The 22,785-nt window shown below is 66.2% G+C and carries 17 protein-coding genes and 1 tRNA gene; 10 read left to right on the top strand and 8 right to left on the bottom strand.

The features are described 5' to 3' along the window. Positions 1-31 precede the first annotated feature (31 nt). From SBA_RS04650 to SBA_RS04635, 4 genes are all read left to right on the top strand, one after another. Positions 32-118: transfer RNA gene (locus SBA_RS04650), tRNA-Leu, on the top strand. Positions 119-242: 124 nt separating this feature from the next. After that, positions 243-3,602: a transglutaminase family protein gene (locus SBA_RS04645; protein ID WP_261936056.1), complete on the top strand. Its 3,360-nt coding sequence runs from the start codon at positions 243-245 to the stop codon at positions 3,600-3,602. Beyond that, on the top strand, positions 3,602-6,073 hold the full coding sequence (locus tag SBA_RS04640) for a circularly permuted type 2 ATP-grasp protein (protein WP_261936055.1): 2,472 nt from the start codon (positions 3,602-3,604) through the stop codon (positions 6,071-6,073). Before SBA_RS04645 ends, SBA_RS04640 begins: the two co-directional genes overlap by 1 nt. After that, entirely contained in the window at positions 6,070-6,966 is an 897-nt protein-coding gene (locus SBA_RS04635) for a transglutaminase family protein (RefSeq protein WP_261936054.1), read from the top strand. Before SBA_RS04640 ends, SBA_RS04635 begins: the two co-directional genes overlap by 4 nt. Here SBA_RS04635 and SBA_RS04630 read toward each other — a convergent pair. Both SBA_RS04630 and SBA_RS04625 read right to left on the bottom strand, forming a co-directional pair. Beyond that, entirely contained in the window at positions 6,959-8,329 is a 1,371-nt protein-coding gene (locus tag SBA_RS04630) for a cytochrome P450 (protein ID WP_261936053.1), read from the bottom strand. The two genes, SBA_RS04635 and SBA_RS04630, sit on opposite strands and share 8 nt — an antisense overlap. Next, positions 8,326-9,459 (bottom strand): hypothetical protein, encoded by a 1,134-nt coding sequence (locus tag SBA_RS04625; protein ID WP_315975807.1) that lies wholly within the window; start codon positions 9,457-9,459, stop codon positions 8,326-8,328. The genes SBA_RS04630 and SBA_RS04625 overlap by 4 nt, the downstream gene beginning before the upstream one ends. Positions 9,460-9,481: 22 nt before the next feature. On the opposite strand from SBA_RS04625, the gene SBA_RS04620 reads away from it, so the two are divergent. Next, on the top strand, positions 9,482-9,775 hold the full coding sequence (locus SBA_RS04620) for a hypothetical protein (RefSeq protein ID WP_261936052.1): 294 nt from the start codon (positions 9,482-9,484) through the stop codon (positions 9,773-9,775). Between the two features lie 5 nt (positions 9,776-9,780). Then, a complete protein-coding gene (kdsA, locus tag SBA_RS04615) occupies positions 9,781-10,608 on the top strand; it encodes a 3-deoxy-8-phosphooctulonate synthase (RefSeq protein WP_261936051.1) in 828 nt (275 codons plus the stop codon). 20 nt (positions 10,609-10,628) lie between these two features. Here kdsA and SBA_RS04610 read toward each other — a convergent pair whose 3' ends face one another. From SBA_RS04610 to SBA_RS04595, 4 genes are all read right to left on the bottom strand, one after another. Next, positions 10,629-11,894: a glutamate-5-semialdehyde dehydrogenase gene (locus SBA_RS04610; RefSeq protein ID WP_261936050.1), complete on the bottom strand. Its 1,266-nt coding sequence runs from the start codon at positions 11,892-11,894 to the stop codon at positions 10,629-10,631. A 220-nt stretch (positions 11,895-12,114) separates the two neighbouring features. Beyond that, entirely contained in the window at positions 12,115-13,215 is a 1,101-nt protein-coding gene (locus tag SBA_RS04605; protein WP_261936049.1) for a helix-turn-helix transcriptional regulator, read from the bottom strand. A 109-nt stretch (positions 13,216-13,324) separates the two neighbouring features. Next, positions 13,325-13,969, bottom strand: coding sequence for a class I SAM-dependent methyltransferase (locus tag SBA_RS04600; protein ID WP_224548185.1), 645 nt, complete (start codon positions 13,967-13,969; stop codon positions 13,325-13,327). A gap of 138 nt (positions 13,970-14,107) precedes the next feature. After that, complete coding sequence (locus tag SBA_RS04595) at positions 14,108-16,402, bottom strand: CDC48 family AAA ATPase (protein WP_224548186.1); 2,295 nt, start codon at positions 16,400-16,402, stop codon at positions 14,108-14,110. 335 nt (positions 16,403-16,737) lie between these two features. Here SBA_RS04595 and SBA_RS04590 point away from each other — a divergent pair, with 335 nt between their 5' ends. Next, entirely contained in the window at positions 16,738-17,616 is an 879-nt protein-coding gene (locus SBA_RS04590; protein ID WP_261936048.1) for a LysR substrate-binding domain-containing protein, read from the top strand. 58 nt (positions 17,617-17,674) lie between these two features. Then, positions 17,675-18,832: a GGDEF domain-containing protein gene (locus SBA_RS04585; RefSeq protein WP_261936680.1), complete on the top strand. Its 1,158-nt coding sequence runs from the start codon at positions 17,675-17,677 to the stop codon at positions 18,830-18,832. Between the two features lie 6 nt (positions 18,833-18,838). Here the strand turns inward: SBA_RS04585 and SBA_RS04580 are convergent, their stop codons facing one another. Further along, positions 18,839-19,510, bottom strand: a complete 672-nt coding sequence (locus SBA_RS04580; protein ID WP_224548189.1) for a glutathione S-transferase family protein — start codon at positions 19,508-19,510, stop codon at positions 18,839-18,841. Between the two features lie 184 nt (positions 19,511-19,694). Between SBA_RS04580 and acs the strand changes: the two genes are divergently transcribed. Both acs and SBA_RS04570 read left to right on the top strand, forming a co-directional pair. Beyond that, the gene (acs, locus tag SBA_RS04575) at positions 19,695-21,638 is read left to right on the top strand and encodes an acetate--CoA ligase (RefSeq protein ID WP_261936047.1); all 1,944 of its coding nucleotides are present in this window, start codon (positions 19,695-19,697) and stop codon (positions 21,636-21,638) included. Between the two features lie 97 nt (positions 21,639-21,735). Beyond that, the gene (locus SBA_RS04570; RefSeq protein WP_261936046.1) at positions 21,736-22,248 is read left to right on the top strand and encodes a cytochrome b; all 513 of its coding nucleotides are present in this window, start codon (positions 21,736-21,738) and stop codon (positions 22,246-22,248) included. Between the two features lie 33 nt (positions 22,249-22,281). Here SBA_RS04570 and SBA_RS04565 read toward each other — a convergent pair whose 3' ends face one another. Continuing rightward, positions 22,282-22,740 carry a hypothetical protein gene (locus SBA_RS04565; RefSeq protein ID WP_224548193.1) on the bottom strand — a complete coding sequence of 153 codons (459 nt, stop codon included), beginning with the start codon at positions 22,738-22,740 and terminating at the stop codon, positions 22,282-22,284. Between the last annotated feature and the right edge of the window lie 45 nt (positions 22,741-22,785).

Raw genomic sequence — 22,785 nt, 5'->3', positions numbered from 1 at the left:
GCACCGGCCCCGCCGGTTTCCCTGTTGATGTGCGGCCATGGCGGAATTGGTAGACGCGCAACGTTGAGGTCGTTGTGGGCGAAAGCCCGTGGAAGTTCGAGTCTTCTTGGCCGCACCATCACTATCCCGCGCCATCGCCATCGGGGCGAGCGGCCGGGAAAGCTGGCCGACACGGGCCAGAAAGTTCATCGCTTCAGAGATTGGCTGTTGCATTGCAACAGGGGGTGGCGTTTGATCCGGCCATGCTCAAGGCCGCCCTCCACCATCTCACCGCCTATCGCTACAACCGCCCGATCCGGCTCGGCCCGCAGGTCATCCGCCTGCGCCCCGCGCCGCACAGCCGGACCAAGGTGCCCAATTATGCGCTGAAGATCGAGCCGGCGAACCATTTCCTCAACTGGCAGCAGGATCCGCATGGCAACTGGCTCGCCCGCGTGGTCTTCCCCGACCCGGTCGACCATTTCCGCATCCAGGTCGATCTGCTCGCCGACCTCGACATCATCAATCCGTTCGACTTCTTCGTGGAGCCTTATGCGGAAAATTACCCCTTCGCCTATGACGACCAGCTAAAGACCGACCTCGCCGCCTATTTCGATATCGAGGATCAGGGGCCAAGGTTCGAGGCGATGGTCGCCCAATATGACGGCTATCGAAGCCGCACCGTCGATTTCCTGGTGGAGGTGAACCGTCGCCTGCAACAACAGGTCGGTTACGTCATCCGCATGGAGGCAGGCGTCCAGACCCCGGAGGAGACGCTGGACATCGGCACCGGCTCCTGCCGCGATTCCGCCTGGCTGCTCGTGCAGTTGCTGCGCCGGCTGGGCTTCGCCGCCCGTTTCGTATCGGGCTATTCGATCCAGCTGGTCGCCGATGTCGAACCGATCGAAGGGCCAAAGGGCGTCACGCAGGACGTGGTCGACCTCCACGCCTGGGCGGAAGCCTATGTGCCTGGCGCAGGCTGGGTCGCGCTCGACGCGACCAGCGGCATGTTCGCGGGCGAAGGGCATATCCCGCTCTGCGCCACCCCGCACTACAAGTCCGCCGCGCCGATCAGCGGCATGGCCGAACCAGCCGAAGTCGATTTCGAATTCGCCATGACCGTCAGCCGCATCGCCGAAGCGGTGCGCATCACCAAGCCGTTCACCGACACGCGCTGGGACGCGGTGATGGCGCTGGGAGCCAAGGTGGACGCGGACCTCATCGCGCAGGATGTGCGCCTGACAACCGGCGGCGAGCCGACCTTCGTGGCCGAGGATGGCGGCGAAGCGGGCGAATGGAATGGCGATGCGGTCGGCCCGACCAAGGCCGACTATGCCGACCGGCTGATCCGCAAGCTGCGCGCCGAATTCGCACCCGGTGGCCTGCTGCACCATGGCCAGGGCAAATGGTATCCGGGCGAAAGCCTGCCGCGCTGGGCCTATGCGGTCTATTGGCGCAAGGACGGCACGCCGATCTGGCGCGACGACAGCCTGATCGCGCCCGATAATGCGCCCGAAGGCGCGGCGCAGGTGACGGCGGCCGACGCGAAGGCCTTCCTCGCCCATATGGCCGGCAATATGGGCTTTTCTGACGAATACACCCATGCCGTCTATGAAGATCCGGCGGTCTGGGCGGTGAAGGAAGCGGACCTGCCGCTCAACGCCAGCCCCGACGATCCCAAGATCAGCGATCCCGAAGCGCGCGCGCGCATGGTCAAGACCTTCGAGCGCGGCCTCGACCAGCCGGTCGGCTATGTCCTGCCCGTGCAGCGCTGGCAGAGCCAGGCCGCGACGCCCCGCTGGCAGAGCGAAATCTGGCAACTGCGCCGCGGCCGCCTGTTCGCGGTTCCGGGCGATTCGGCGCTGGGCTATCGCCTGCCGCTGGGGTCGCTGCCCTATGTGCCGCCGTCCGACTATCCCTATATCCACCCGCGCGACACCAGCGAGCCGCGCGAACCTTTGGCGGATTTCCGCGCGCAGGTGACCCAACCCGCCAGCATGGAAGAAGTCCGCGCCCAGCAGGCCCAGCGCGTCGCCGGGCCGGACGGCGGCGTCGCCGCGCAGGACCGGGTCGAACAGGTCTTCATCGAGGGCGCGGTGCGCACCGCCGTCACGGTCGAGCCGCGCGGCCATTATCTGTCGGTCTTCCTGCCCCCGGTGCAGGCGCTGGAAGATTATCTGGAGCTGATAGCCGAGGTGGAGGCGACCGCCGAGGCGCTGCGCATCCCGGTGCGGATCGAGGGCTATGCCCCCCCGCCCGACCCGCGCATCGACGTATTGAAGGCCACGCCCGATCCCGGCGTGATCGAAGTCAATGTCCAGCCCGCGTCAAGCTGGGACGAAACGGTAGCGATCACCGAACGCCTCTATGCGCTGGCCCGCGAATGCGAACTGACCGCCGACAAGTTCATGGTCGACGGCCGATCGGTCGGCACCGGCGGCGGCAACCATATCGTGCTGGGCGGGGCGACGCTCAATGATTCGCCCTTTATCCGCCGCCCGGACCTGCTGAAAAGCTTCGTCCTCTACTGGCAGCGGCATCCGGCCCTCTCCTACCTCTTCTCCGGCCTCTGCATCGGCCCGACGAGCCAGGCGCCGCGCATCGACGAAGCCCGGCATGACGGCCTCTACGAACTGGAGATCGCGCTGGCGCAGGTGCCCAACCCGTTCGCGGGCAATGGTGCAGCCCCGCCGCCCTGGCTGGTCGATCGGCTGTTCCGCAACCTGCTGGTCGACGTGACGGGCAACACCCATCGCACCGAAATCTGCATCGACAAGATGTTCTCGCCAGACGGCCCGACCGGACGCCTGGGCCTGCTGGAGTTTCGCGGCTTCGAAATGCCGCCCGAAGCCCGCATGAGCCTGGCGCAGCAATTGCTGATCCGTGCGCTCGCCGCCTGGTTCTGGCGCCAGCCGCAACAGGGTGGCCTGGTCCGCTGGGGCACGACGCTGCACGACCGCTTCATGCTGCCCCATTTCGTCTGGGCTGATTTCCTGGAAGTGCTGTCCGACCTGCGCGGCGCGGGCTATGATTTCGACCCCAACTGGTTCGAGGCGCAACGCCAGTTCCGCTTCCCGATCCATGGCGCGGTCGATGCCGGCGGCGTTGGGCTGGAGATCACCCATGCGCTCGAACCCTGGAACGTGCTGGGCGAAACCGGCGCGATCGGCGGCACGGTGCGCTATGTCGATTCATCGACCGAGCGGTTGCAGGTGCGCGCCACCGGCCTGGTCGCCGGTCGTCACATCGTCGCCTGCAACGGGCGGCAAGTGCCGATGACGGCGACCACCGTGCCTGGCGAAGGCGTGGGCGGCGTGCGCTACAAGGCCTGGACGCCCGCCAATTGCCTGCATCCCAACCTGCCCGCCAATGCGCCGCTGACCTTCGACGTGCTGGATAGCTGGAGCGGCCGGTCGCTGGGCGGCTGCGTCTATCATGTCGCCCATCCGGGCGGGCGCAATTATGACACGCTGCCGGTCAACGGTTACGAGGCGGAGGCGCGGCGCAAGGCGCGGTTCCAGGATTATGGCCATACGCCGGGTCAGGTCGACATGCCCGCCGCCGAACAGGCCAACGAGTTCCCGATGACGCTCGACCTGCGCTTCAAACATACCGGACTGTGATGGCTGCCGACGCTCTCGCGCCGCCCTGTCATGGCGATGCCTGGGCGGATGCCTATCTCGCCACCGCGCCGGCCGGCGACCTGTTCGCCGGTGCGTCGCCCGCCATGGCGACGCGCTGGCGTGACATGCTGGGGCGGCTGTCCACCCAGGCGCAGGGCGATCCGGCGACGCTGGCCGACCATGTGTCGCGGCAGGCGATCGACCTGGGCATGGCGTTCCGCCTGACCGGCGACGAACAGGAACGCTCCTGGCCGCTCGGCCCGGTGCCGCTGCTGATCGACGCTGTGGAATGGGCGCAGATCGAACGCGGGCTGATGCAGCGCGCCAACCTGCTCGAACGGGTGGTCAGCGACATTTATTCCACCCAGTCGCTGGTTCGCGACGGCAAGCTCCCCGCCAGCATCGTCACCGGCAGCCCCCATTATTGGCGCGTCATGACCGGAACGCCGCCGCCACGCGGCCATCATCTCCATTTCTACGCCGCCGATATTGGCCGCGGGCCGACCGGCGAATGGCGCGTGCTGGCCGATCGGGTGCGGACCCCCGTCGGCGTGGGCTATGCGCTGGAAAACCGGCTCGCCCTTTCCCGCGCCACCGGCGACCTGCTGGGCGCGATGAACACCCGGCGGCTCGCCCCCTTCTTCGACGAGCTGCGCCGCGGCTTGGCCGCCGATTGCGAGCGCACCGATCCGCGCATCGGCCTGCTGACGCCCGGTCGCTTCAATCAGAGCTATGCCGAACAGGCGCATCTCGCCCGCTATCTCGGCCTGTTGCTGGTCGAGGGCGACGACCTGATCGTGTCGGACGGGCGGCTGTTCGTGCGGACGATCCAGGGGCTCAAGCGCATCGATGGCCTCTGGCGCTGGATGGACAGCCGCTTCCTCGACCCGCTCGCCTTCGACGGCCGGTCGCATATCGGCGTGCCCGACCTCTATAACGCCTGTGCGCGCGGCGGGCTGATGGTCAGCAACTGGCCCGGCGCGGGCGTGATCGAATCGCGTGCCTTCGCCGCCTTTCTGCCGCAACTGGCGCGCGAACTGCTGGGATCGGACCTGATCCTGCCCAATATCGCGACCTGGTGGTGCGGCCAGCGGCAGGAGCGCGACCATGTGCGGGCGCAGCTCGACAATCTGGTGGTCGGCTCCGCCTTCGATCAGGATGTCGCGGGCCTGCCCGACGCCCATTTCACGCCCGGATCAGGGCTGGACACCGCGCAGCGGACCGCCCTTCTCGACGCGATGGCGCGGCGGCCGATGGACTATGTCGGGCAGGAAGTCGTCAAGCTGTCGACCACGCCCGCGATCATCGACGGGCAATTGACGCCCTTGCCCTTCACCCTGCGCATCTTCGTCGCGCGCGACGCCGCCGGCCAGTGGCGGGTAATGCCCGGCGGCTTTGCGCGGCTGGCAGGCCATGGCGACATTCGCGCCGCGCTGATGGGCCGGGGCGACATGTCCGCCGACCTGTGCGTGATCGATAGCCATCCGGTGCCGCCCGACAGCCTGCTGGGCGTCGGTGCGCCTGCCATCCGCCGGGTGGGCGGCATGTTGCCGGCAAAGGCGGCGGACAATCTCTTCTGGCTCGGCCGCTATATCGAGCGGGCGGAAATGACGCTGCGGCTGGTCCGGGCGATCGTCGGCGGATCGATCGAGGCCGATCTGGGGCCGTCGCTGGCTTCACCCACCATGGCGCGGCTGGTCGACCAGTTGGCGCTGTGGGGCGCGATCGCGGGGAGGGGCGGCGCGATCGGTCCGCTCTGCGCTACGGCGCTGGGCGATGCGCGCCAGTCGGGCAGTGTACGCGCGCTGATGGGCGTGGTGGCCAATATCGGCGAGGGGCTGCGCGACCGGCTCGCCAGCGATTTCTGGCGACTGGTGCGCCTGCCCCTGCCCGGCTTCGACGGGAACGTCACCGAAACCCTGCTCGATGCCTCGTCCCGCATGATCGAGCGGATTTCCGCGCTGTCGGGCCTGGCCGCGGAAAATATGGGCCGGACCGAAGGCTGGCGCTTCCACGATATGGGGCGGCGGATGGAACGGGCGGTCAACGGCTGCCGCCTGCTGACCGCGTTCGGCAACGACCAGGCGTCGGCCGACGACCTGACCGTGCTGCTGGACCTGATGGACAGCCAGATCAGCTATCGCACCCGCTACCTGACCGGCCCGGCGCTGCCCCCGGTGCGCGATCTGGTTGCGTTGGAGCCGCATAATCCGCGCGCCATCGCCTATCAGGCGGCGCGGCTGGCCGAGCATGTCGCCGCCCTGCCCACGCTGCGCGCCGACGGCATGCCGGAAGAGCCCCGCCGCCTGGCCGATGCGCTGGTCGCCCGGCTCGCGCCGCTGACCGGAGACATGCTGACCATGGGCGACATCGGCGATGTCGAAAGCCGCCTGCTGCGCCTGTCGGATGCGATCGGCCAGCGTTACTTCCTGCAATTGCGCAAGACGCAGACGCCGGACCTGCTGTCATGATCTACCATGTCCGCCACCAGACCATCGTCCGCTATGCCAGTCCCGTGCGGCTCGCCCGCTTCAACCTGCGGCTGCGCCCCGCGCCCTGGACGGGCCAGTGGACGTCCGATTATGCGCTGACGGTCGATCCCTTGCCCTCCGCCATCGAATCGCGGCCCGGCGCCTGGCCGGTCAACGTCGCCCGGCTGGTGATCGAAAATCCGATCCGCCAGTTGACGATCGAAAGCCGGTTCCGGGCCGGGGTGGATAATGGCCCACAGATCTCGCCGCAGAGCGACGACCCGACCATCGCCACTGTCGCGCAAGCCGCCCTGCTGGATCGCGACATGGGGCCGTCGGCCCCCGCCCATTATCTCTATGCCTCGCCCCGCGCACCGCTGCTGGCACCGATCGGCGACTGGGTAGGGGACATGCTGGCCCCGGACCGGCCGATCGTCGCCGCCGCGCTGGACCTGACCCGTCGCATCCAGGCCGAGTTCGCCTATGAACCCGGCGCGACCGATGCCTCCACCCCGGTCGCCGACGCCTTTGCCGCGCGCCATGGCGTGTGTCAGGATTTCGCGCATGTGATGGTGGTGGCGCTGCGCCTTGCCGGCCTGCCCGCCGCCTATGTCAGCGGCTATCTGCGCACCCTGCCCCCGCCCGGACGGCCCCGGCTGATCGGCGCAGACGCGATGCATGCCTGGGTGATGCTGTGGTGCGGCCCGACGCGCGGCTGGATCGGCTTCGACCCGACCAACGGCGTCATCACCCATGACGGGCATCTGTTCGTCGCCATGGGCCGCGACTATGCCGATGTCGCACCGATGGACGGGCTGTTCGTCGGCGGCGCAGGCCAGAGCCTGCGGGTCATGGTCGACGTCGCGCCCGAAGAGGAAGCCGCGCTTAGCTGACCGCGCGGAACAGCAGCGGCATCCCCGTCCTGGGCCGAATCGTCAGGCGGCTGATCGGCTCGGGTTTGAATCCGGCGGGTATGGTCAGCCGATAGCCGCGCACGACGCTGGCGATCACCGTCATCACCTCCTGCTGGGCGAAGCCCGCGCCGACGCACACGCGCGGGCCGCGGCCGAAGGGGAACCAGGCCTGTTTCGCCATGTCCGCATTGGCCGGATCGTCGAAGCGATCGGGATCAAAGGCATGGGGGCAGGCCCAATTATCCTTGTTGCGCTGGGTCAGCCAGGGCGCGACCACCAGCATCGATCCGGCTTCCAGATGCTTGTCGCGCATCGGCATCGGGCAGGTAACTTCGCGCGGCAGGAAGGACACGGGCGGATAGAGGCGCAGCGTCTCTTTGAAGATATTGCGGACCTGTCCCATGTCCTTGAGCATCGCCGCGGTCAGCGGGGCGTCGCCCGCGACCTCCGCGATCTCCGTCCGGACCCGATCCTGGATATGGGCGCATTCGGCCAGCATGTAGAGCGCCCAGGTCATGGTGCTGGCCGATGTTTCATGCCCGGCCAGGAAGATGGTCGACACCTGTTCCATCACCTGCTGACACGTGAAGGATAAGCCGGTCTGCGCGTCCTTCGCCTCGATCAGCGATTGCAATATGTCGCGATGCGGCGCTTGCCCGCGGGCGTGCCATCCTTCGTAGCGCGCCTCCACGATCGGCCGGAACACGTCGTGGATCGCCCGCGCCGGACCTTTGGATCTTTTCTCGAACCAGCCCGCCGGCAGGCCGTAGAGGCGCAGCATCGATGCGCTGTGGGCGAGCCGCTGGAATTTGCCAAAGGCGGTGTGGATGATGTTCGATCGCTCGGCATCCAGCGTCTGCGAAAACAGCGTGCGAAAGATGATGTCGGCCGCGACATGGGTCATCATCGGGTCGATATCGATCGGCTTGCTGCGATCCGCCGCGTCGAGCCGGGCGAGCAGGTCGTCCGCCGCCGCGACCATCAGCGGCATCGATTTGGTCAGCGCGGTATGGGCGAAGGCGGGATTGACCATCGCCCGCTGGCTTTCCCAATCTTCGCCATTGGCGGAAAAGACGCTGTTGCCGATCAGCGGGTCGAGGTTGCGCACCAGTTCGCTATGCTTGGGATAGGCGGTGCCGCCGCGCAATATCTGGTCCACAAGGGACAGTTCATTGGCGATATACATGGTGCGGCCCGGCAGGCGGATCTCGCCCATCTTCATCGTATAGCTTTTGTCGAACAGCACATGGATCCAGCTATGCCAGCCGCGCAGGAACCGCTTGATCAGGCCCCGCTTGGTGCGGGGCGGTTGCGGATAGGGGGGCGTGAAAAGATCGGTCACGATATCGTCCTGAAAGCGGCGACGGCGTCGTCCACGGTGCGGCGGCCAGCGGTCAGGCTGATGAAATCGAGCGGCGAGAGCCGATCGCCGACGCGCAGATAGTCGAAATGGGCCTCATATTTGTTCGACCATCCGCCATGATAATTGTCCGGCTCGTAGAACAGGTGGAAGCGCGGCGATAGCATGTCGACCCGCGCCGCATGGGCGTCGGCGACGAGCCGGAACGGATTGACGTTATAATAGGCCGCGCCATCGGGCGGGGAACTGACGTCGACATAGCGGAACGCCTTGTCGGCCAGCGCGCGCAGATCGTCATGATACCAGGTCGCGTCGCGGCGCAGGCCGATGACCGGCACCACCTGCCCCAACCCCAGCATCACGAAATGATCGGGCAGGCTGCCGCCGCGTAGCACGATCAGGCGGCGCATCAGGCGCATGCCCAATATCGTGCCGGCGCTATGGGTAACGAATTGCACCTCGTCCCAGTCGCCGTCCAGTTCCTGCGCGATGCGGGCGGCGAACTGGTCGAGCCGCTGGTCGAGGGCGTCGCCCGGCCCCTCCGCCGCCAGCGCGCCATGATAGGTCATGAAGCGCAGCAGCCAGGGCACGACCAGCTTGGCCAGGATGCGGCCGGACAGAAGGGCGCTGAGCGCGATGCCGATCAGCGCCCCTATCCAGAAAGGCAGCAGCAGCGACAGAAGCAGCGCGGGCGCCAGCGCCAGCAGCAGCGGGATCAGCACCGCCAGCAAGGGTGGATAGAGAATGGTGATGACCGGCCCCTTGCGCAGCCGGCGCATCCGCAGAAAATCCATGTGGCGGGCATGGCCGGCATAGGCGCGCGCCGACCGCAGGGCGAGGCTCAGCGGATTGCGAATCCACACCTTCCCGATCAGATCCTCCCAGCGGCAATATTCATAGTCGGTTTCCACCCCGGCCTGCGGGTTATCCACGGTCCAGCGCGCCGACACGATCGACCCGGCCACGCCCGCCTGCCGGCCGCCCACGGCCAGTTCTTCTCCCGTCAACGCGCCATATCGCGCCGCCTGCTCGCGGTAGAGCTGGTGGTAGAAACGCACGCCGCGTGGATCGAAACCGCCGAGGTAGAAGACTTTACGCTTGAACTTTTGCAACAGCATCGCCCTAATCGCGCGCATGAGCACGCCCGAACGCGACTACTGCTATTTCATCGACCACCGCAAATACAACCGCAATGTCGGCTGTCGCAAGCATGACAATATGTACGGCATCAATGGCGGTGGCAGCGAACGGGACCGATGGCGGGCCGACAAGGCCTTTTATCGCCATATGAAGGCCAATGGCGATCCGATGGCGCTGCCCGCGCTGATCGCCTGCCTCGCCTTCGGCTGGTTCTGCTGGAACTATCATCCGGGCAAGGGGCCATGGCGCGGTCAGTTGTTGCGCCGCTTCGCCAAAGCGCCCAAATGACCGCCATGACCAATCCCAAGCATGTGTCCGCAGGCCCGATCACCTTCGGCAACGACCTGCCCTTCGTCCTGATTTCCGGCCCCTGCCAGATCGAAAGCCACGACCATGCCATGAGAATGGCCGATGCTTTGCAGCATGTTGCGGCTCAGGCTGGCGTCCCTTTCATTTTCAAATCTTCCTTCGATAAAGCGAACCGGACATCGGTAGGTGGCAAGCGCGGCGTCGGCATCGACGCTGGCTTGCGCATATTGGCAGATATAAAGGCGACGTTGGGCTGCCCGGTGCTGACCGACATCCATGGCCCGGAACAGGTCGAAGCCGCCGCGCAGGCAGTCGACATCCTCCAGATTCCCGCCTTCCTCTGCCGCCAGACCGACCTGCTGCTGGCGGCCGGCCGGACCGGCGCCGTCATCAACGTCAAGAAGGGCCAGTTCCTCGCCCCCTGGGATATGGCGGCGGTGGCGCAGAAGGTCGCCTCGACCGGCAATGAGCGCATATTGCTGACCGAGCGCGGCGCCAGCTTCGGCTACAACACCTTGGTCAGCGACATGCGCGCGCTGCCGACCATGGCGCAGACCGGCTATCCGGTCGTGTTCGACGCCACCCATTCGGTGCAGCAGCCCGGCGGCCTTGGGTCCGCGTCTGGCGGCCAGCGCGAGTTCGCGCCCTTGCTGGCGCGCAGCGCCGTGGCGGCCGGCGTCGCGGCGATCTTCGCCGAAGCGCATGACGACCCGGACAATGCGCCGTCGGACGGGCCGGTGATGCTGCCGCTGGACTGGGTGGGGCCGATGCTGGCGCAGCTCAAGGCGATCGACGCGGTGGTGAAGGGGTAAAAACCCTCACCCAACGGAAATCAGGGCCGCACCTGCCCCGTCCCGCGCACGATCCACTTATAGGTGGTCAGCCCTTCCAGCGCCACCGGCCCGCGCGCATGGAGCCGCCCGGTCGAAATGCCGATTTCCGCGCCCAGCCCGAATTCGCCGCCATCGGCAAACTGGGTGGAGGCGTTCCACATCACGATCGCGCTGTCGACGGCATTGAGGAATCGTTCCGCCGTCGCCGCGGCCTCCGTGATGATCGCATCGGTATGGTGGCTGGCATGGGCGGCGATATGGGCGATGGCATCGTCCACGCCATCGACCAGCCGGACCGACACGATCGCATCGAGATATTCGGTGTCCCAATCCGCATCCGCCGCCGCGGTGACGCGCGCGTCCATCGCCTGCACATCCCCGTCGCCGCGCACTGCGCACTGGGCGTCGAGCAAAGCCGTCACCAGCGCCGCCGCCGCGCCATAGGCGCGGTCGATCAGCACCGTTTCGGTCGCACCGCACACGCCGGTGCGGCGCATCTTGGCGTTGACGACCAGCGCCTGCGCCATGGCGGGATCGGCCGCGCCGTCCACATAGCTGTGGTTGATGCCGTCGAGATGGGCCAGCACCGGCACCCGTGCCTCCTCCTGCACCCGCGCGACCAGGCTCTTGCCGCCGCGCGGTACGATCAGGTCCACAAATTCCGATGCCTTGAGCAGCGCACCCACGGCGGCGCGATCGGTCGTGGGGACCAGTTGCACGACATCGGCGGGCAGTCCGGCGGCGCCGATCCCCTCGACGATGGCGGCGTGGATCGCGCGGTTGCTTTCCTTCGCCTCGCTGCCGCCGCGCAGGATCACCGCATTGCCCGCGCGCAGGCACAGGGCCGCCGCATCCGCCGTCACATTGGGCCGGCTTTCATAGATGATGCCGATCACGCCCAGCGGCACGCGCACACGGCTGAGTTCCAGGCCATTGGGGCGCACGACCGTGTCGATCACGCTGCCCAGCGGATTGGCGAGCGCCGCGACCTGGTCCACGCCGTCGGCGGTGGCGGCGACGCGCTCCGCATTCAGCTTCAGCCGGTCGAGCAGCGCGGGCGACAGACCGTTCGCGACCGCATTCTCCATGTCGCGGGCATTGGCGGCGATGATCGCCGGCGCCTGGTCCCGCAACGCCTGCGCCGCGCGCCGCAGCGCGTCGGCCTTTTGCGCGTCGCTCGCCTGCGCGATTGTCGCAGCGGCGCGGCGCGCGCGTGCGCCCATCGTGGCGATCAGCATTTCGGGGGTCTGGGTCAGGTCGTTCATGAAAACACTCGCCGGAAGGTCGGCCGCGCCTTAGCATGAAAGCGCGCCGAAACGAAAGCGGCGGAACTTGGCAGCAATCAGTGCCGACGACCGGATCATGGGTCGCAATATGATCCGGCCGCCAGCCAGCAGGACGAACCCGCCTGATGGCCTGTCTACGCCGTGGTCGCCGTCGCCACATACCCCAACGGGGGTAGGGACAAGAAAATTCCGCAGCGGATCAGTGGCTGATCAGGCCGACGATGCGCACCAGTTGCGATTCCCGGTTGCAGCCGGTCTTGTCGTAGATGCTGCGCAACTGCACCTTGAGCGTTTCCACCGACACGTCGCGCGCCGACGCGATATCCTTGCGCGATTGGCCCGCCGACAGGCGAATGGCGATATCGGCCTCGGCCGGGGTCAGGCGGAAGGTGCGCGTCAGCGCCTGGATATGACGCTCGGTCTGCGCACCGACCCGGGCGATGACGATGGCGCGCGGGGCGAAGGGCAGCGCCCAGGGCCGCGCGGGGAGCGGATGAAATTCCAGCATGATCGCGACGCCGCCAGCGTCGTCCGCCAGCGCGACCGGATCGGCGGGTCGGCCCGGCGGGTCGATCACGGCGCGCATCGCCCGCCCGATGGCGCGGGTTTCGTCCGCGCGTTCGCTGGCCAGCCAGCCGTCGCTGACCCGGATCCGGCTGGACGAGAGCAGGGCTTCGGCGCGCGGCGTCATGCCGCCGACCCGCCCGGTCGCGTCGAGCAGCCAGCAGGCCCGGTCCATCGACTCGAACGTGCCGGACAACAGGGCGAAACCCTGCTGCTCGATCGCCTGCTGCAAACGGACAGCGGCCTGCGCATGGCCCGCAATATGGCCGAACAGATCCCGCTGATCCTGGCTCGTCCGTCCATCCCTACGGTTGCGCAGCAGCGCCAGCCCAACCATCTGGTCGTTGCTCGCCACCAATCGGGCCTGGCAACCGTCGAAAATGTCGAAATCCGAACACATGTCGAGATAATCTTGCGATCGCAGCGACTGACGCGCCATGTCATAATGGGCTTCGTGGACGATCGCCGGGCGATCGGGCAGCCGGTCCGCCGCGACCCGGAAATTGAGGTCGGGCGCGGACTGGTCGATGGCCGCCCCGATGGGGATGATGCTGGTGTCGATGTCGCTGATCCAGTTGAAGCTGGACGCCCCCGGACCAAAGCCGATCAACTGCCCATGCCCCGATCCGGTCGCGACGGCCATCGCCTTGATCGCATCCGGCCATTTATCCGGTTCCAGCGCCGCGGACAGGAACAGCTCCGCCCACGGATCGCTACCTTCGGCGCGCGTCGCCATAGTATTCCCCCATGCCCCGCTTCGGGTTAGCCAAAGCGCCGGGGAAGTCAAATCGACAGCTCGCCAAGCCGCTGATTCCCGCCAAAAAGCTGATCCAGATCAGGACAATTCAGGCAGCCTGGGCCAAAGCCTCCTGCCGGACCGCGCGAATCATCCGGCAGGGCGGGATGTTGCGCCATTCCAGCGCATCGCTGACATCGCCGAACAGCGGGTTGAGCAGACGCAGCACATAGCGCGAATATTGGTAGATCAGGAATGCCCCGCCCGGCCGCAGCGCGCTGCGCGTTTCCGCGCAGATCGCCTCGCCCACGCCTTCGGGCAGGGTCGAGAAGGGAATGCCCGACAGGACATAATCGGCCTGATAATGCCCCGCTTCCTTGATGAAGCGTCGCACATCGGCGGCCGATCCATGGACCACGCGCAGCCGCGGATCGTCTATTTCCGCCTCCAGATAGGCGACGAAATCGAGATTGAGGTCGATCGCCAGCAGCGTCGCGTCCGCCGGCAGCCGGTCCAGGATCGAGCGGGTGAAGGTGCCGACGCCGGGGCCATATTCCACGAACAGCCGCGTCCCCTGCCAATCGACCTGGTCCAGCATCCGGTCCACCAGCGTCGCGGAGGAGGGAATGACCGAACCGATCATGCCGGGATGCTTGACGAACTGGCGGAAGAACATGCCCCATTGGCTGAAAAATGATCCGGCCTTGCCCGCACCGGCCTTATTCTTGTTCTTCTTCAATGGAATGGAGGCCATCAACACCCGCCTATATGGATCATGCTTCCCGCCTTGCAAATCCCGCCCTTGCTGGCAAGCGGCTTTGCAACACTATCGTCATGAACGCGGCGGACGGCGGATGGGTTCAATCCGCCGTCCCGCATCGGCTCGGCCCGTTCAGTCCGTCCGGTCGCGCGACCGGACCATGCCCGGCGCGACGAAGCCGATCGGATCGACCTGCATCGCCCGCTGCTTCAACTGCGACTGGATCTGCTCATATTCCCGCTCCATTTCGGGCGTGACGGACGCGCGCGTATCGTCCAGCGCATCCTCGAAATGGGCCTGCGTCACCTTGTCTACCGACAGCGACTGGCGCAGCGCGAACAGGCCCGCGCGCCGCACCAGATCCTCCAGGTCGGCGCCGGTGAAGCGCTCCGTCCGACCCGCCAGCCGGTCGAGATCGACATCGTCCGCCAGCGGCATCTTGGCGGTATGAATGCCCAATATGCGGCGACGCCCCGCCTCGTCGGGCACCGGCACATAGATCAGCTCGTCGAACCGCCCCGGCCGCAGCAGCGCCGGATCGATCAGGGTCGGCCGGTTGGTCGCGCCGATGACCACTACCGACTGCAACTCCTCCAGCCCGTCCATCTCGGCCAATATGGTGTTCACCACCCGCTCCGTCACCGCTGGTTCACCCAGCCCCCCGCCACGCGCGGGCACCAGACTGTCCAGTTCATCGATAAAGATGACCGTGGGCGCCACCTGCCGCGCGCGGGCGAACAGACGGGCGATCTGCTGCTCGCTCTCGCCATACCATTTGGACAGCAGGTCGCTGGACTTGGTGGCGATGAAATTGGCCTGCGCCTCGCGCGCGACCGCCTTGGCCAGCAAGGTCTTGCCGGTGCCGGGCGGGCCGTAGAGCAGGAAGCCCTTGGCCGGGCGGATGCCGATGCGGCGGAAGGCGTCGGGGTCTTTGAGCGGCAGCTCCACGCCTTCCTTCAGGCGCATCTGCGCGTCGTCCAGCCCGCCAATGTCGGACCAGCCGATATTGGGCGCCTGCACCATCACCTCGCGCATCGCCGACGGCTGCACCCGCTTGATCGCTGAGAGGAAATCCTCCCGCGTGACGGACAGTTCCTCCAGCACGTCGGGGGGAATCGTCCCGTCCTCCAGATTGAGGCGCGGCATGAAACGGCGCACCGTCTCGATCGCCGCTTCGCGGGTCAGCGCGGCGAGGTCGGCGCCGACGAAGCCATAGGTCATGCGCGCCAGTTCGGCCAGGTCGACCTTGTCGCCCAGCGGCATACCGCGCGTATGGATGCCCAATATCTCGCGCCGCCCGCGCTCGTCAGGCACGCCGACGATGATCTCGCGGTCGAACCGGCCGGGGCGACGCAGCGCCTCGTCGATCGCTTCGGGCCGGTTGGTCGCGGCGATCACCACCAGATTGGTGCGCGGCTCCAGCCCGTCCATCAGGGTGAGCAACTGGGCGACCAGTCGCTTTTCCGTCTCGCCGGTCACCTGGCCCCGTTTCGGCGCGATCGAATCGATCTCGTCGATGAACAGGATCGAAGGCGAGGATTTGGCCGCCGCCTCGAAAATCTCGCGTAGCTGCTTCTCGGACTCGCCATAGGCCGATCCCATGATCTCCGGCCCGTTGATCAGGAAGAATTCCGCGTCCGATTCATTGGCGACCGCGCGCGCCAAGCGCGTCTTGCCGGTGCCCGGCGGTCCATGCAGCAACACCCCCTTTGGCGGATCGACGCCGAGGCGCGTGAACAGTTCGGGATAGCGCAGCGGCAGTTCCACCATCTCGCGCAACTGGTCGATCGCGTCGGCCATGCCGCCGACATCGTCATAGGTGACGTCGGCACGGCGCGATTCGCGCGGCTCCTCATATTCGGCGCGCAGCTCGACCTCGGTATCGGCGTCGATATGGACGATGCCCTTGGGCACCGTGGACACGACGACGAGGCGGATTTCCTGGAGCGCATAAGCCGGCGCGGCCAGCATCTGGCGCAGCTGCGGCGGCATGTCGCCCGGCGGCACCTGCTGCTGCCCTGCGGTCGCCACCACATCGCCCGCGGTCAGCGGCCGCTGGTAGAAGACACGCTTGAGGGCATCGGGATTGCCCTGCAAGCGCAGGTTATTTTGTGCAGGCGCGAACACGACCCTTTGCGCGGGCCGCGGCTCCGCCTTGTCGATCTGGACGAAGTCGCCGGAGCCGACCCCGGCATTGGCGCGCTGCAAACCGTCGAGGCGCAGCACGTCCAGCCCCTCATCCTCCTTATAGGGCCGCACGACGCGCGCCGACGTCGATCGCTTGCCCACAATCTCGATGACGTCGCCTTCGGCCAGTTGCAGCTCCGCCATCACCGCCAGCGGCAACCGCGCCAAACCGCGCCCGGCATCCTCCGGCCGCGCATTGGCGACCTGAATCCGGCGTCCCGTATCGTCCTCATCCGCCACAAGCCATCCCCGTCTTTCTCGTTCCGTAACGAGATAGGAAACGCAATGACCCGCGAAAAGGGGCAAGCCGCCGGATCGACCGACGAAAAAAAGGGCCGGCCCGAAGGCCAGCCCTGAAAGTTTTAGGAGAGGATGCCTGAAAGGCACCTCCTATGTGCAATGCGGGACGAAATATTGCAAGTGCGAAAAGAATATGGGAGTTGCAAAAAATGCATCTTGCCATTTTCCGCATTTTCCTGCTCAGTGCGGAGAGGATGCTTGAACCCCGGCTCGCGATGCGCCCGACAATAAGACATGACGCGGCGCAGCGCACCGGCTTAGATATTTGACGAGACATGCGCAGATTGCCGCCCCTAACGGCCCTGGAGGCCTTTGTTCAGGTTGCTCGCCTGGGCTCCGTCAAGGCGGCGGCGGAGGAGCTTGCGCTGTCGACTCCCGCGCTCAGCCGTCGCGTTCAGGCTCTGGAGCGCTTCATCGGCCGCCCCCTGTTCGACCGCAAGCACCAGGCGCTGGAGATCAACGCCGAAGGACAAAGGCTGCTGGACGATATCGCGCCCGCGCTTGATTCGCTGTCGCAGGCGCTGGAAAATATCCAGAGCGGCGGCAACCAGTTGCGCCTGCGCCTGGCGGTGATGCCGCTGTTCGCGACGCAGCGTCTCTTCCCGCATCTGGGCAAACTGCGTCAGCAGCATCCCCAGCTCCATATCGATATCGAAACGACGCCCCATGCGGTCGCGCGGCTGGGCGAAGGGCTGGACGCGGCGATCGTGCTGTCGAAGGATATCGACCCCGCACTTTACGCGCATGAACTGGATCATGAGGAAGTCTATCTGATCGGCCGGCGCGAATTGCTGGAAGGAGCGCAGGCGCTCGCCTCGCCGACGGAACTGGCGCAACAGACGATCCTGCTCCACCGCGACATGGCGATGTCGTTCGACGCCTGGAAGGAAGCGGCGGGCCTGCCCGACCTGCAACCGCTGGCGATCGACAATTATGACTCGGGCCAGTTGATGCTGGAGGCCGCGGCCCAGGGGCTGGGCGTCGCGGTGATGCATGCCAGCCATTATGAACAGTCGGGCGATCCGCGACTGGTGCGGCTGTTCCCGATCCATGTCGAAAGCCCCTATCGCTACTTTTTCGTCTGCCGCCCGCGCGCTTTGCAGACCCGCGCCGTGCGCATTTTCCGCGACTGGCTGGTCAGCGCCGACATCTGATCCGATTCTTTTGCTGCCGACGCCTTAACCTTGTTCCGCGGCGTCCGTTATGAAGCGCATGAACGGGGCACAACCATCTTCCGCGAGCCCGCAGCATGGGCTGACCGACCGTCTGGCACGCTGGGCCAGGGGATTTTCTGGCAAATCCGAGGAGGATGTCGTCGAAGAGGAACATCGGCCGCGCAGTGGCACGGCGTCCAACCGGGAAATCAATCGCCGTCGGCAACTCTATGGCGATATCGGCGACTTTCTCTTCGCCCATGATCTCGATCTGACCCCGATCAATTTCAGCGTCGCGCTGGATTATCTGACCGGCGCCAATATCGGTGTCGAAAAGGCGATCAAGGCCGTGATGATGGAACGCGGCAAGATCACCAATGGCTGGATCGAATCGATCGCCGCCGAACAGCGCGCCGATGAAGTGACGCCCGAATCGCTGGCGACGATGCTGGACAAGGTGGAGGAAAATCTCATCCAGTTCACCGGCCTGATGCATGAATCGCGCAATTCGGCGAAGGATTATGGCGCCGCGCTGCAGGAACAGGCCAAGGATCTGGGCGAAGGCCGCAACAATGAGCCGGTACTGGCGAGGCTGGTCGGCCTGACCCGGTCGATGGTCGAAAAGACACGCCAGGTCGAAAGTCAGCTCCGTGACAATCAGCGCCAGACCCAGGCGCTCAAGTCCAGCCTGGAAAATGCCCGCCGGGCCGCCGAGCATGACCACCTGACCGGCCTGCCCAACCGCCGCGCCTTCGAAGGCGTGCTGGGCGAAGAGATGCAGCAGGCGCTCGACAATGGCGAAGCGCTGTCGGTCGCCTTTTGCGACATAGACCATTTCAAGCTTATCAACGACACTCATGGCCATGACACGGGCGACCGGGTGTTGAAGTTCGTCGCCGGCCTGCTGGCCAAGGCGTCCAACGACCGTTGCCATGTCGCGCGGCACGGGGGCGAGGAGTTCGTGATGCTGTTTCGCGGCAAGACCGCCGCCGAAGCCTGCGAGGCGGTGGACAGCGTGCGCGAAGACCTGGCCAACCGCAGCCTCGTCAACCGCACCAATGGCGAGCGGATGGACCGGGTGAGCTTTTCCGCCGGCGTCGCCAATGTCCTGATCTACGACGATCCCCGCGCTGCGCTCAAGGCCGCAGACCGCGCCCTCTATCTGGCCAAGGAACATGGCCGCAACCGGGTCTATCTCGCCGCCGAAACGGATTAGAGGCGCTTAGAAATCCGGCTTCTCATAATGGGCCGGCGGGGTGATGACCTCCATCCGCTCGGACAGGAGCGGGCGGAAGGACGGGCGCGACTTGAAGCCCGCATACCAGCGCCTGACCGGCTCGTGCCCCGCCCAGTCGATTCCGCCCAGATAGTCCGCCACCGACAGATGCGCCGCCGCCGCGATATCGGCCAGGCTGAGCGTCCCGCCCGCCATCCAGCTACGATGGTCGAGCAGATAGTCCATATAGTCCATATGAACATTGGCGCGCTTCATCGCCTCGCGCAGGATGCGCGCGTCGGGCGGCGCGCGTTCGATCAGCCGCTTCTTCATCCGTTCGTGCAACAAAGGCCCGACCACGTCGCCATAGAAATTCTGGTCGAAAAAGGCGGTCAGCCGCCGCACCTCCGCCCGTCCCGCAGCGGTGCCGGAGATGAGGGGGAATTTTTCCACCGTCTCCTCGAAATATTCGCAGATCGCCTGGCTGTCGATCAGCGTCACGCCCTTGTCCGCATCCGCCATCACCGGCGTCGTGCCGGCCGGGTTCAGGTCGAGAAACTCGTCGCGCATCGCCCAGGGCGATTCCCGCACCAGGTCATAGCCAATCCCCTTCTCGCCCAGGAGAAGCCGGACCTTGCGGGAAAAGGGGCAGAGCGGGAATTGATAAAGCAACCACATAAGCGACCCCTGTTAGGCGCGGGCGCGCCGCGGGGAAAGCGACAAAATGCGCACAGCATAGCTTCGTGCAACAGCGCTATTGTCCGAAGGGATGGCGCGATACGGCATGGTCCGGCCTTTCGATCCCGGCGGCGGCGCGATAGAAGGAACGCCAATAATGGTTTCGTGATGGAAAGGATGCCCGATGTCTGACGATTTCTTCCCGGTGCCGGAGGCATGGGCCAAGGACGCGCTGATGGACCGGGCGGCGCGCGACGCCGACTATGCGCGCTCGATCGAGGACAGCCACGGCTATTGGCTGGAACGGGCGCAGCGGCTGGACTGGATCGCGGCGCCGACCCTGACCAATGAAAGCAGTTTCGCCGAAGCCGATTTCGGCGTCAAATGGTTCGCCGACGGCGTGCTGAACGTCAGCGCCAATTGCATCGACCGCCATCTGGCGCAGCGGGCGGACCAGACCGCCATCCTGTGGGAACCCGATTCGCCCGAAGCGCAGCCGCGCCGCTACAGCTATGCCCAACTGCACGAAGAGGTGTGCCGCCTCGCCAATGTGCTCAAGGCCGCCGGCGCGAAGAAGGGCGACCGCATCACCATCTATATGCCGATGATCCCGGAGGCCGCCTTCGCCCTGCTTGCCTGCGCCCGCATCGGCGCGGTCCACAGCGTCGTGTTCGGCGGCTTTTCGCCCGACGCGCTGGCCGGTCGCATCCAGGATTGCGATTCGAATATCGTCATCACCGCCGACGAAGGCCGCCGCGGCGGCAAGGCGGTGCCGCTCAAGGTCAATGTCGACGCCGCGCTCGTCCATTGTCCCAGCGTGAAGAAGGTCATCGTCGTCAAGGCGACCGGCGGGGCGGTGACGATGCAGGACGGCCGCGACCTGTGGCTGCATGAGGAAGCCGCCAAGACATCGCCCGACTGCCCGCCCGAACCGATGAACGCCGAAGACCCGCTGTTCATCCTCTACACCTCCGGCTCCACCGGCAAGCCCAAGGGCGTGCTGCACACGACCGGGGGCTATCTGCTCTGGGCGGCCCTCACGCACGAACTCTGCTTCGATTATCGCCCCGGCGACATCTACTGGTGCGCCGCCGATATCGGCTGGGTCACGGGCCACAGCTATATCGTCTATGGCCCGCTGGCGAACGGCGCGACGACGCTGATGTACGAAGGCGTCCCCAACTGGCCGACCCCCAGCCGCATCTGGGAAGTGGTGGACCGGCATCAGGTGCAGACCATCTTCACCGCCCCCACGGCGCTGCGCGCGCTGATGAAGGAAGGCGACGGCTTCGTCCATTCCACCAGCCGCGCCTCGCTGCGCCTGCTCGGCACGGTGGGCGAACCGATCAACCCGGAAGCCTGGCGCTGGTATCATGAAGTCGTGGGCGAAGGCCGCTGCCCGATCATCGACACCTGGTGGCAGACCGAGACGGGCGGCGCCATGATCGCCCCGACGCCGGGCGCCACCGATCTCAAGCCCGGCTCCGCCACCTTCCCCATGCCCGGCGTAGTGCCGCAGATCGTGGATGCGGAGGGCCATGTGCTGGACGGCGCGGCCGAGGGCAATCTCGTCATCGCGCAAAGCTGGCCGGGCCAGATGCGCACCGTCTGGGGCGATCATGACCGCTTCTTCCAGACCTATTTCACCACCTTCCCCGGCAAATATACCACCGGCGATGGCGCCCGGCGCGACGGCGACGGCTATTACTGGATCACCGGGCGCGTGGACGACGTCATCAACGTGTCGGGCCACCGCATGGGCACGGCCGAGGTCGAAAGCGCGCTGGTGCTGCATGAAAGCGTCGCGGAAGCCGCGGTCGTCGGCTTTCCCCACGACATCAAGGGCCAGGGCATCTACGCCTATGTGACGCTCAACAGCGGCGAGGATGCGACCGACGAACTGCGCAGGACGCTGGTGCAATGGGTGCGCACCGAAATCGGCCCGATCGCCACGCCCGACGTCATCCAGTTCGCACCGGGCCTGCCCAAGACGCGGTCGGGCAAGATCATGCGCCGCATCCTGCGCAAGATCGCCGAGGGCGAGGTGTCCGCGCAGGCATTGGGCGATACCAGCACGCTGGCCGACCCGTCGGTGGTGGAAAATCTGGTCGCCAATCGTCAGGGATAGGGCGTTGGGTCGCCCGCGATTCGTTCCGCAATGATGCCAGGGCCGTCGGGTAGGATGGTCCTGGCGTCCGGCAGACATCCGTAAGAAGGAGCCGCCCATGGCCCGCTACACATCCGTCGCCCGCACCCTGCACTGGGCGATCGCCATCCTGATCCTCCTCAACCTCTTTTTCGGCTTCGCTCATGACGCCCTGCCCAAGGAGTGGGCGGTGATGCCGGTCCACAAGTCGATCGGCCTGACCGTGCTGGCGCTGACGCTGGTGCGGATCGTCTGGCGGCTGACCCACCCCGCCCCGCCGCTACCCGCGGCGATGCCGGCGTGGGAAAAGGGCGCGGCCCATGCGACGCATGTCCTTTTCTACGCGCTGATGCTGATCCTGCCGCTGTCGGGCTGGATCATGTCATCGGCGGGTACGCGGCCGCTCAACTGGTTCTTCCTGTTCGACGTGCCGAAATTCGGCGTGGGCAAGGAAGACGCCATCGTCGGTCTGTCACGCGGGGCGCATGAACTGCTGCCCTGGCTGTGGGTCGCGCTGATCCTGCTGCATGTCGGCGCCGCCCTGCGCCATCATTTCATGCTCAAGGACGATGTGCTGCGACGGATGCTGTGAGCGGCGGGGCGACCATGGTCGCCCCGGCGGCCCTCATCCTCTCTCGCGTTCGGGCTTGTGGGTGCACTCCCGCACGTCGAGCGCCTGCAATGTCGCCGCCATATGCTTGGCCAGCGGCTCCGCGCGCGGCTCTTCCGCGACCGGCTCGGCCTTGGACAGGCTGTTCATCCGGCTGCCGAGCAATTTGCACTCCGCCCGCCACCCCTTCATCGTCACGATGCGCTTGCGACTCTCGGTCTTGTAAACGCTACAGAATTGCGGAAGCATTTGCGCCCAATAGGGAAACTGGAACCCCTGCGAGATGATCGTCGAGGTCGTGCCCTGACAGGCCTGCGCCACTGCGCCCAGATCGCCGGTATCGGCTGCGGCGGATACCCGTTCGGCATGGTCGGCCCAATTCTTCCAGCCGGTCGCCTTGTCCGCCGCCCACGCCGTACCGGTCAACGTCGCCACAGCCAGCAATCCCGAAACCAATAGAAAATGTTTCTTCATAACACCCCCTCTCGACCCAAGAGGAAAGCTAACAGAAGCGACAAG

It is taken from the genome of Sphingomonas bisphenolicum (assembly GCF_024349785.1).
In the GTDB taxonomy this organism is placed as follows: Bacteria; Pseudomonadota; Alphaproteobacteria; order Sphingomonadales; family Sphingomonadaceae; genus Sphingobium; species Sphingobium bisphenolicum.
The sequence above is the reverse complement of the archived record's forward strand: the minus strand, read 5'-3'. Positions and strand labels throughout refer to the sequence as shown.

Bases quoted from the DNA above. Each gene is read 5' to 3' on its own strand.
- SBA_RS04645 (WP_261936056.1), top strand. From the start codon at position 243: ATGCTCAAGGCCGCCCTCCACCATCTCACCGCCTATCGCTACAACCGC.
- SBA_RS04640 (WP_261936055.1), top strand. From the start codon at position 3,602: ATGGCTGCCGACGCTCTCGCGCCGCCCTGTCATGGCGATGCCTGGGCG.
- SBA_RS04635 (WP_261936054.1), top strand. From the start codon at position 6,070: ATGATCTACCATGTCCGCCACCAGACCATCGTCCGCTATGCCAGTCCC.
- SBA_RS04620 (WP_261936052.1), top strand. From the start codon at position 9,482: ATGAGCACGCCCGAACGCGACTACTGCTATTTCATCGACCACCGCAAA.
- kdsA (WP_261936051.1), top strand. From the start codon at position 9,781: ATGACCAATCCCAAGCATGTGTCCGCAGGCCCGATCACCTTCGGCAAC.
- SBA_RS04610 (WP_261936050.1), bottom strand. From the start codon at position 11,894: ATGAACGACCTGACCCAGACCCCCGAAATGCTGATCGCCACGATGGGC.
- SBA_RS04605 (WP_261936049.1), bottom strand. From the start codon at position 13,215: ATGGCGACGCGCGCCGAAGGTAGCGATCCGTGGGCGGAGCTGTTCCTG.
- SBA_RS04600 (WP_224548185.1), bottom strand. From the start codon at position 13,969: ATGGCCTCCATTCCATTGAAGAAGAACAAGAATAAGGCCGGTGCGGGC.
- SBA_RS04590 (WP_261936048.1), top strand. From the start codon at position 16,738: ATGCGCAGATTGCCGCCCCTAACGGCCCTGGAGGCCTTTGTTCAGGTT.
- SBA_RS04585 (WP_261936680.1), top strand. From the start codon at position 17,675: ATGAACGGGGCACAACCATCTTCCGCGAGCCCGCAGCATGGGCTGACC.
- SBA_RS04580 (WP_224548189.1), bottom strand. From the start codon at position 19,510: ATGTGGTTGCTTTATCAATTCCCGCTCTGCCCCTTTTCCCGCAAGGTC.
- acs (WP_261936047.1), top strand. From the start codon at position 19,695: ATGTCTGACGATTTCTTCCCGGTGCCGGAGGCATGGGCCAAGGACGCG.
- SBA_RS04570 (WP_261936046.1), top strand. From the start codon at position 21,736: ATGGCCCGCTACACATCCGTCGCCCGCACCCTGCACTGGGCGATCGCC.
- SBA_RS04565 (WP_224548193.1), bottom strand. From the start codon at position 22,740: ATGAAGAAACATTTTCTATTGGTTTCGGGATTGCTGGCTGTGGCGACG.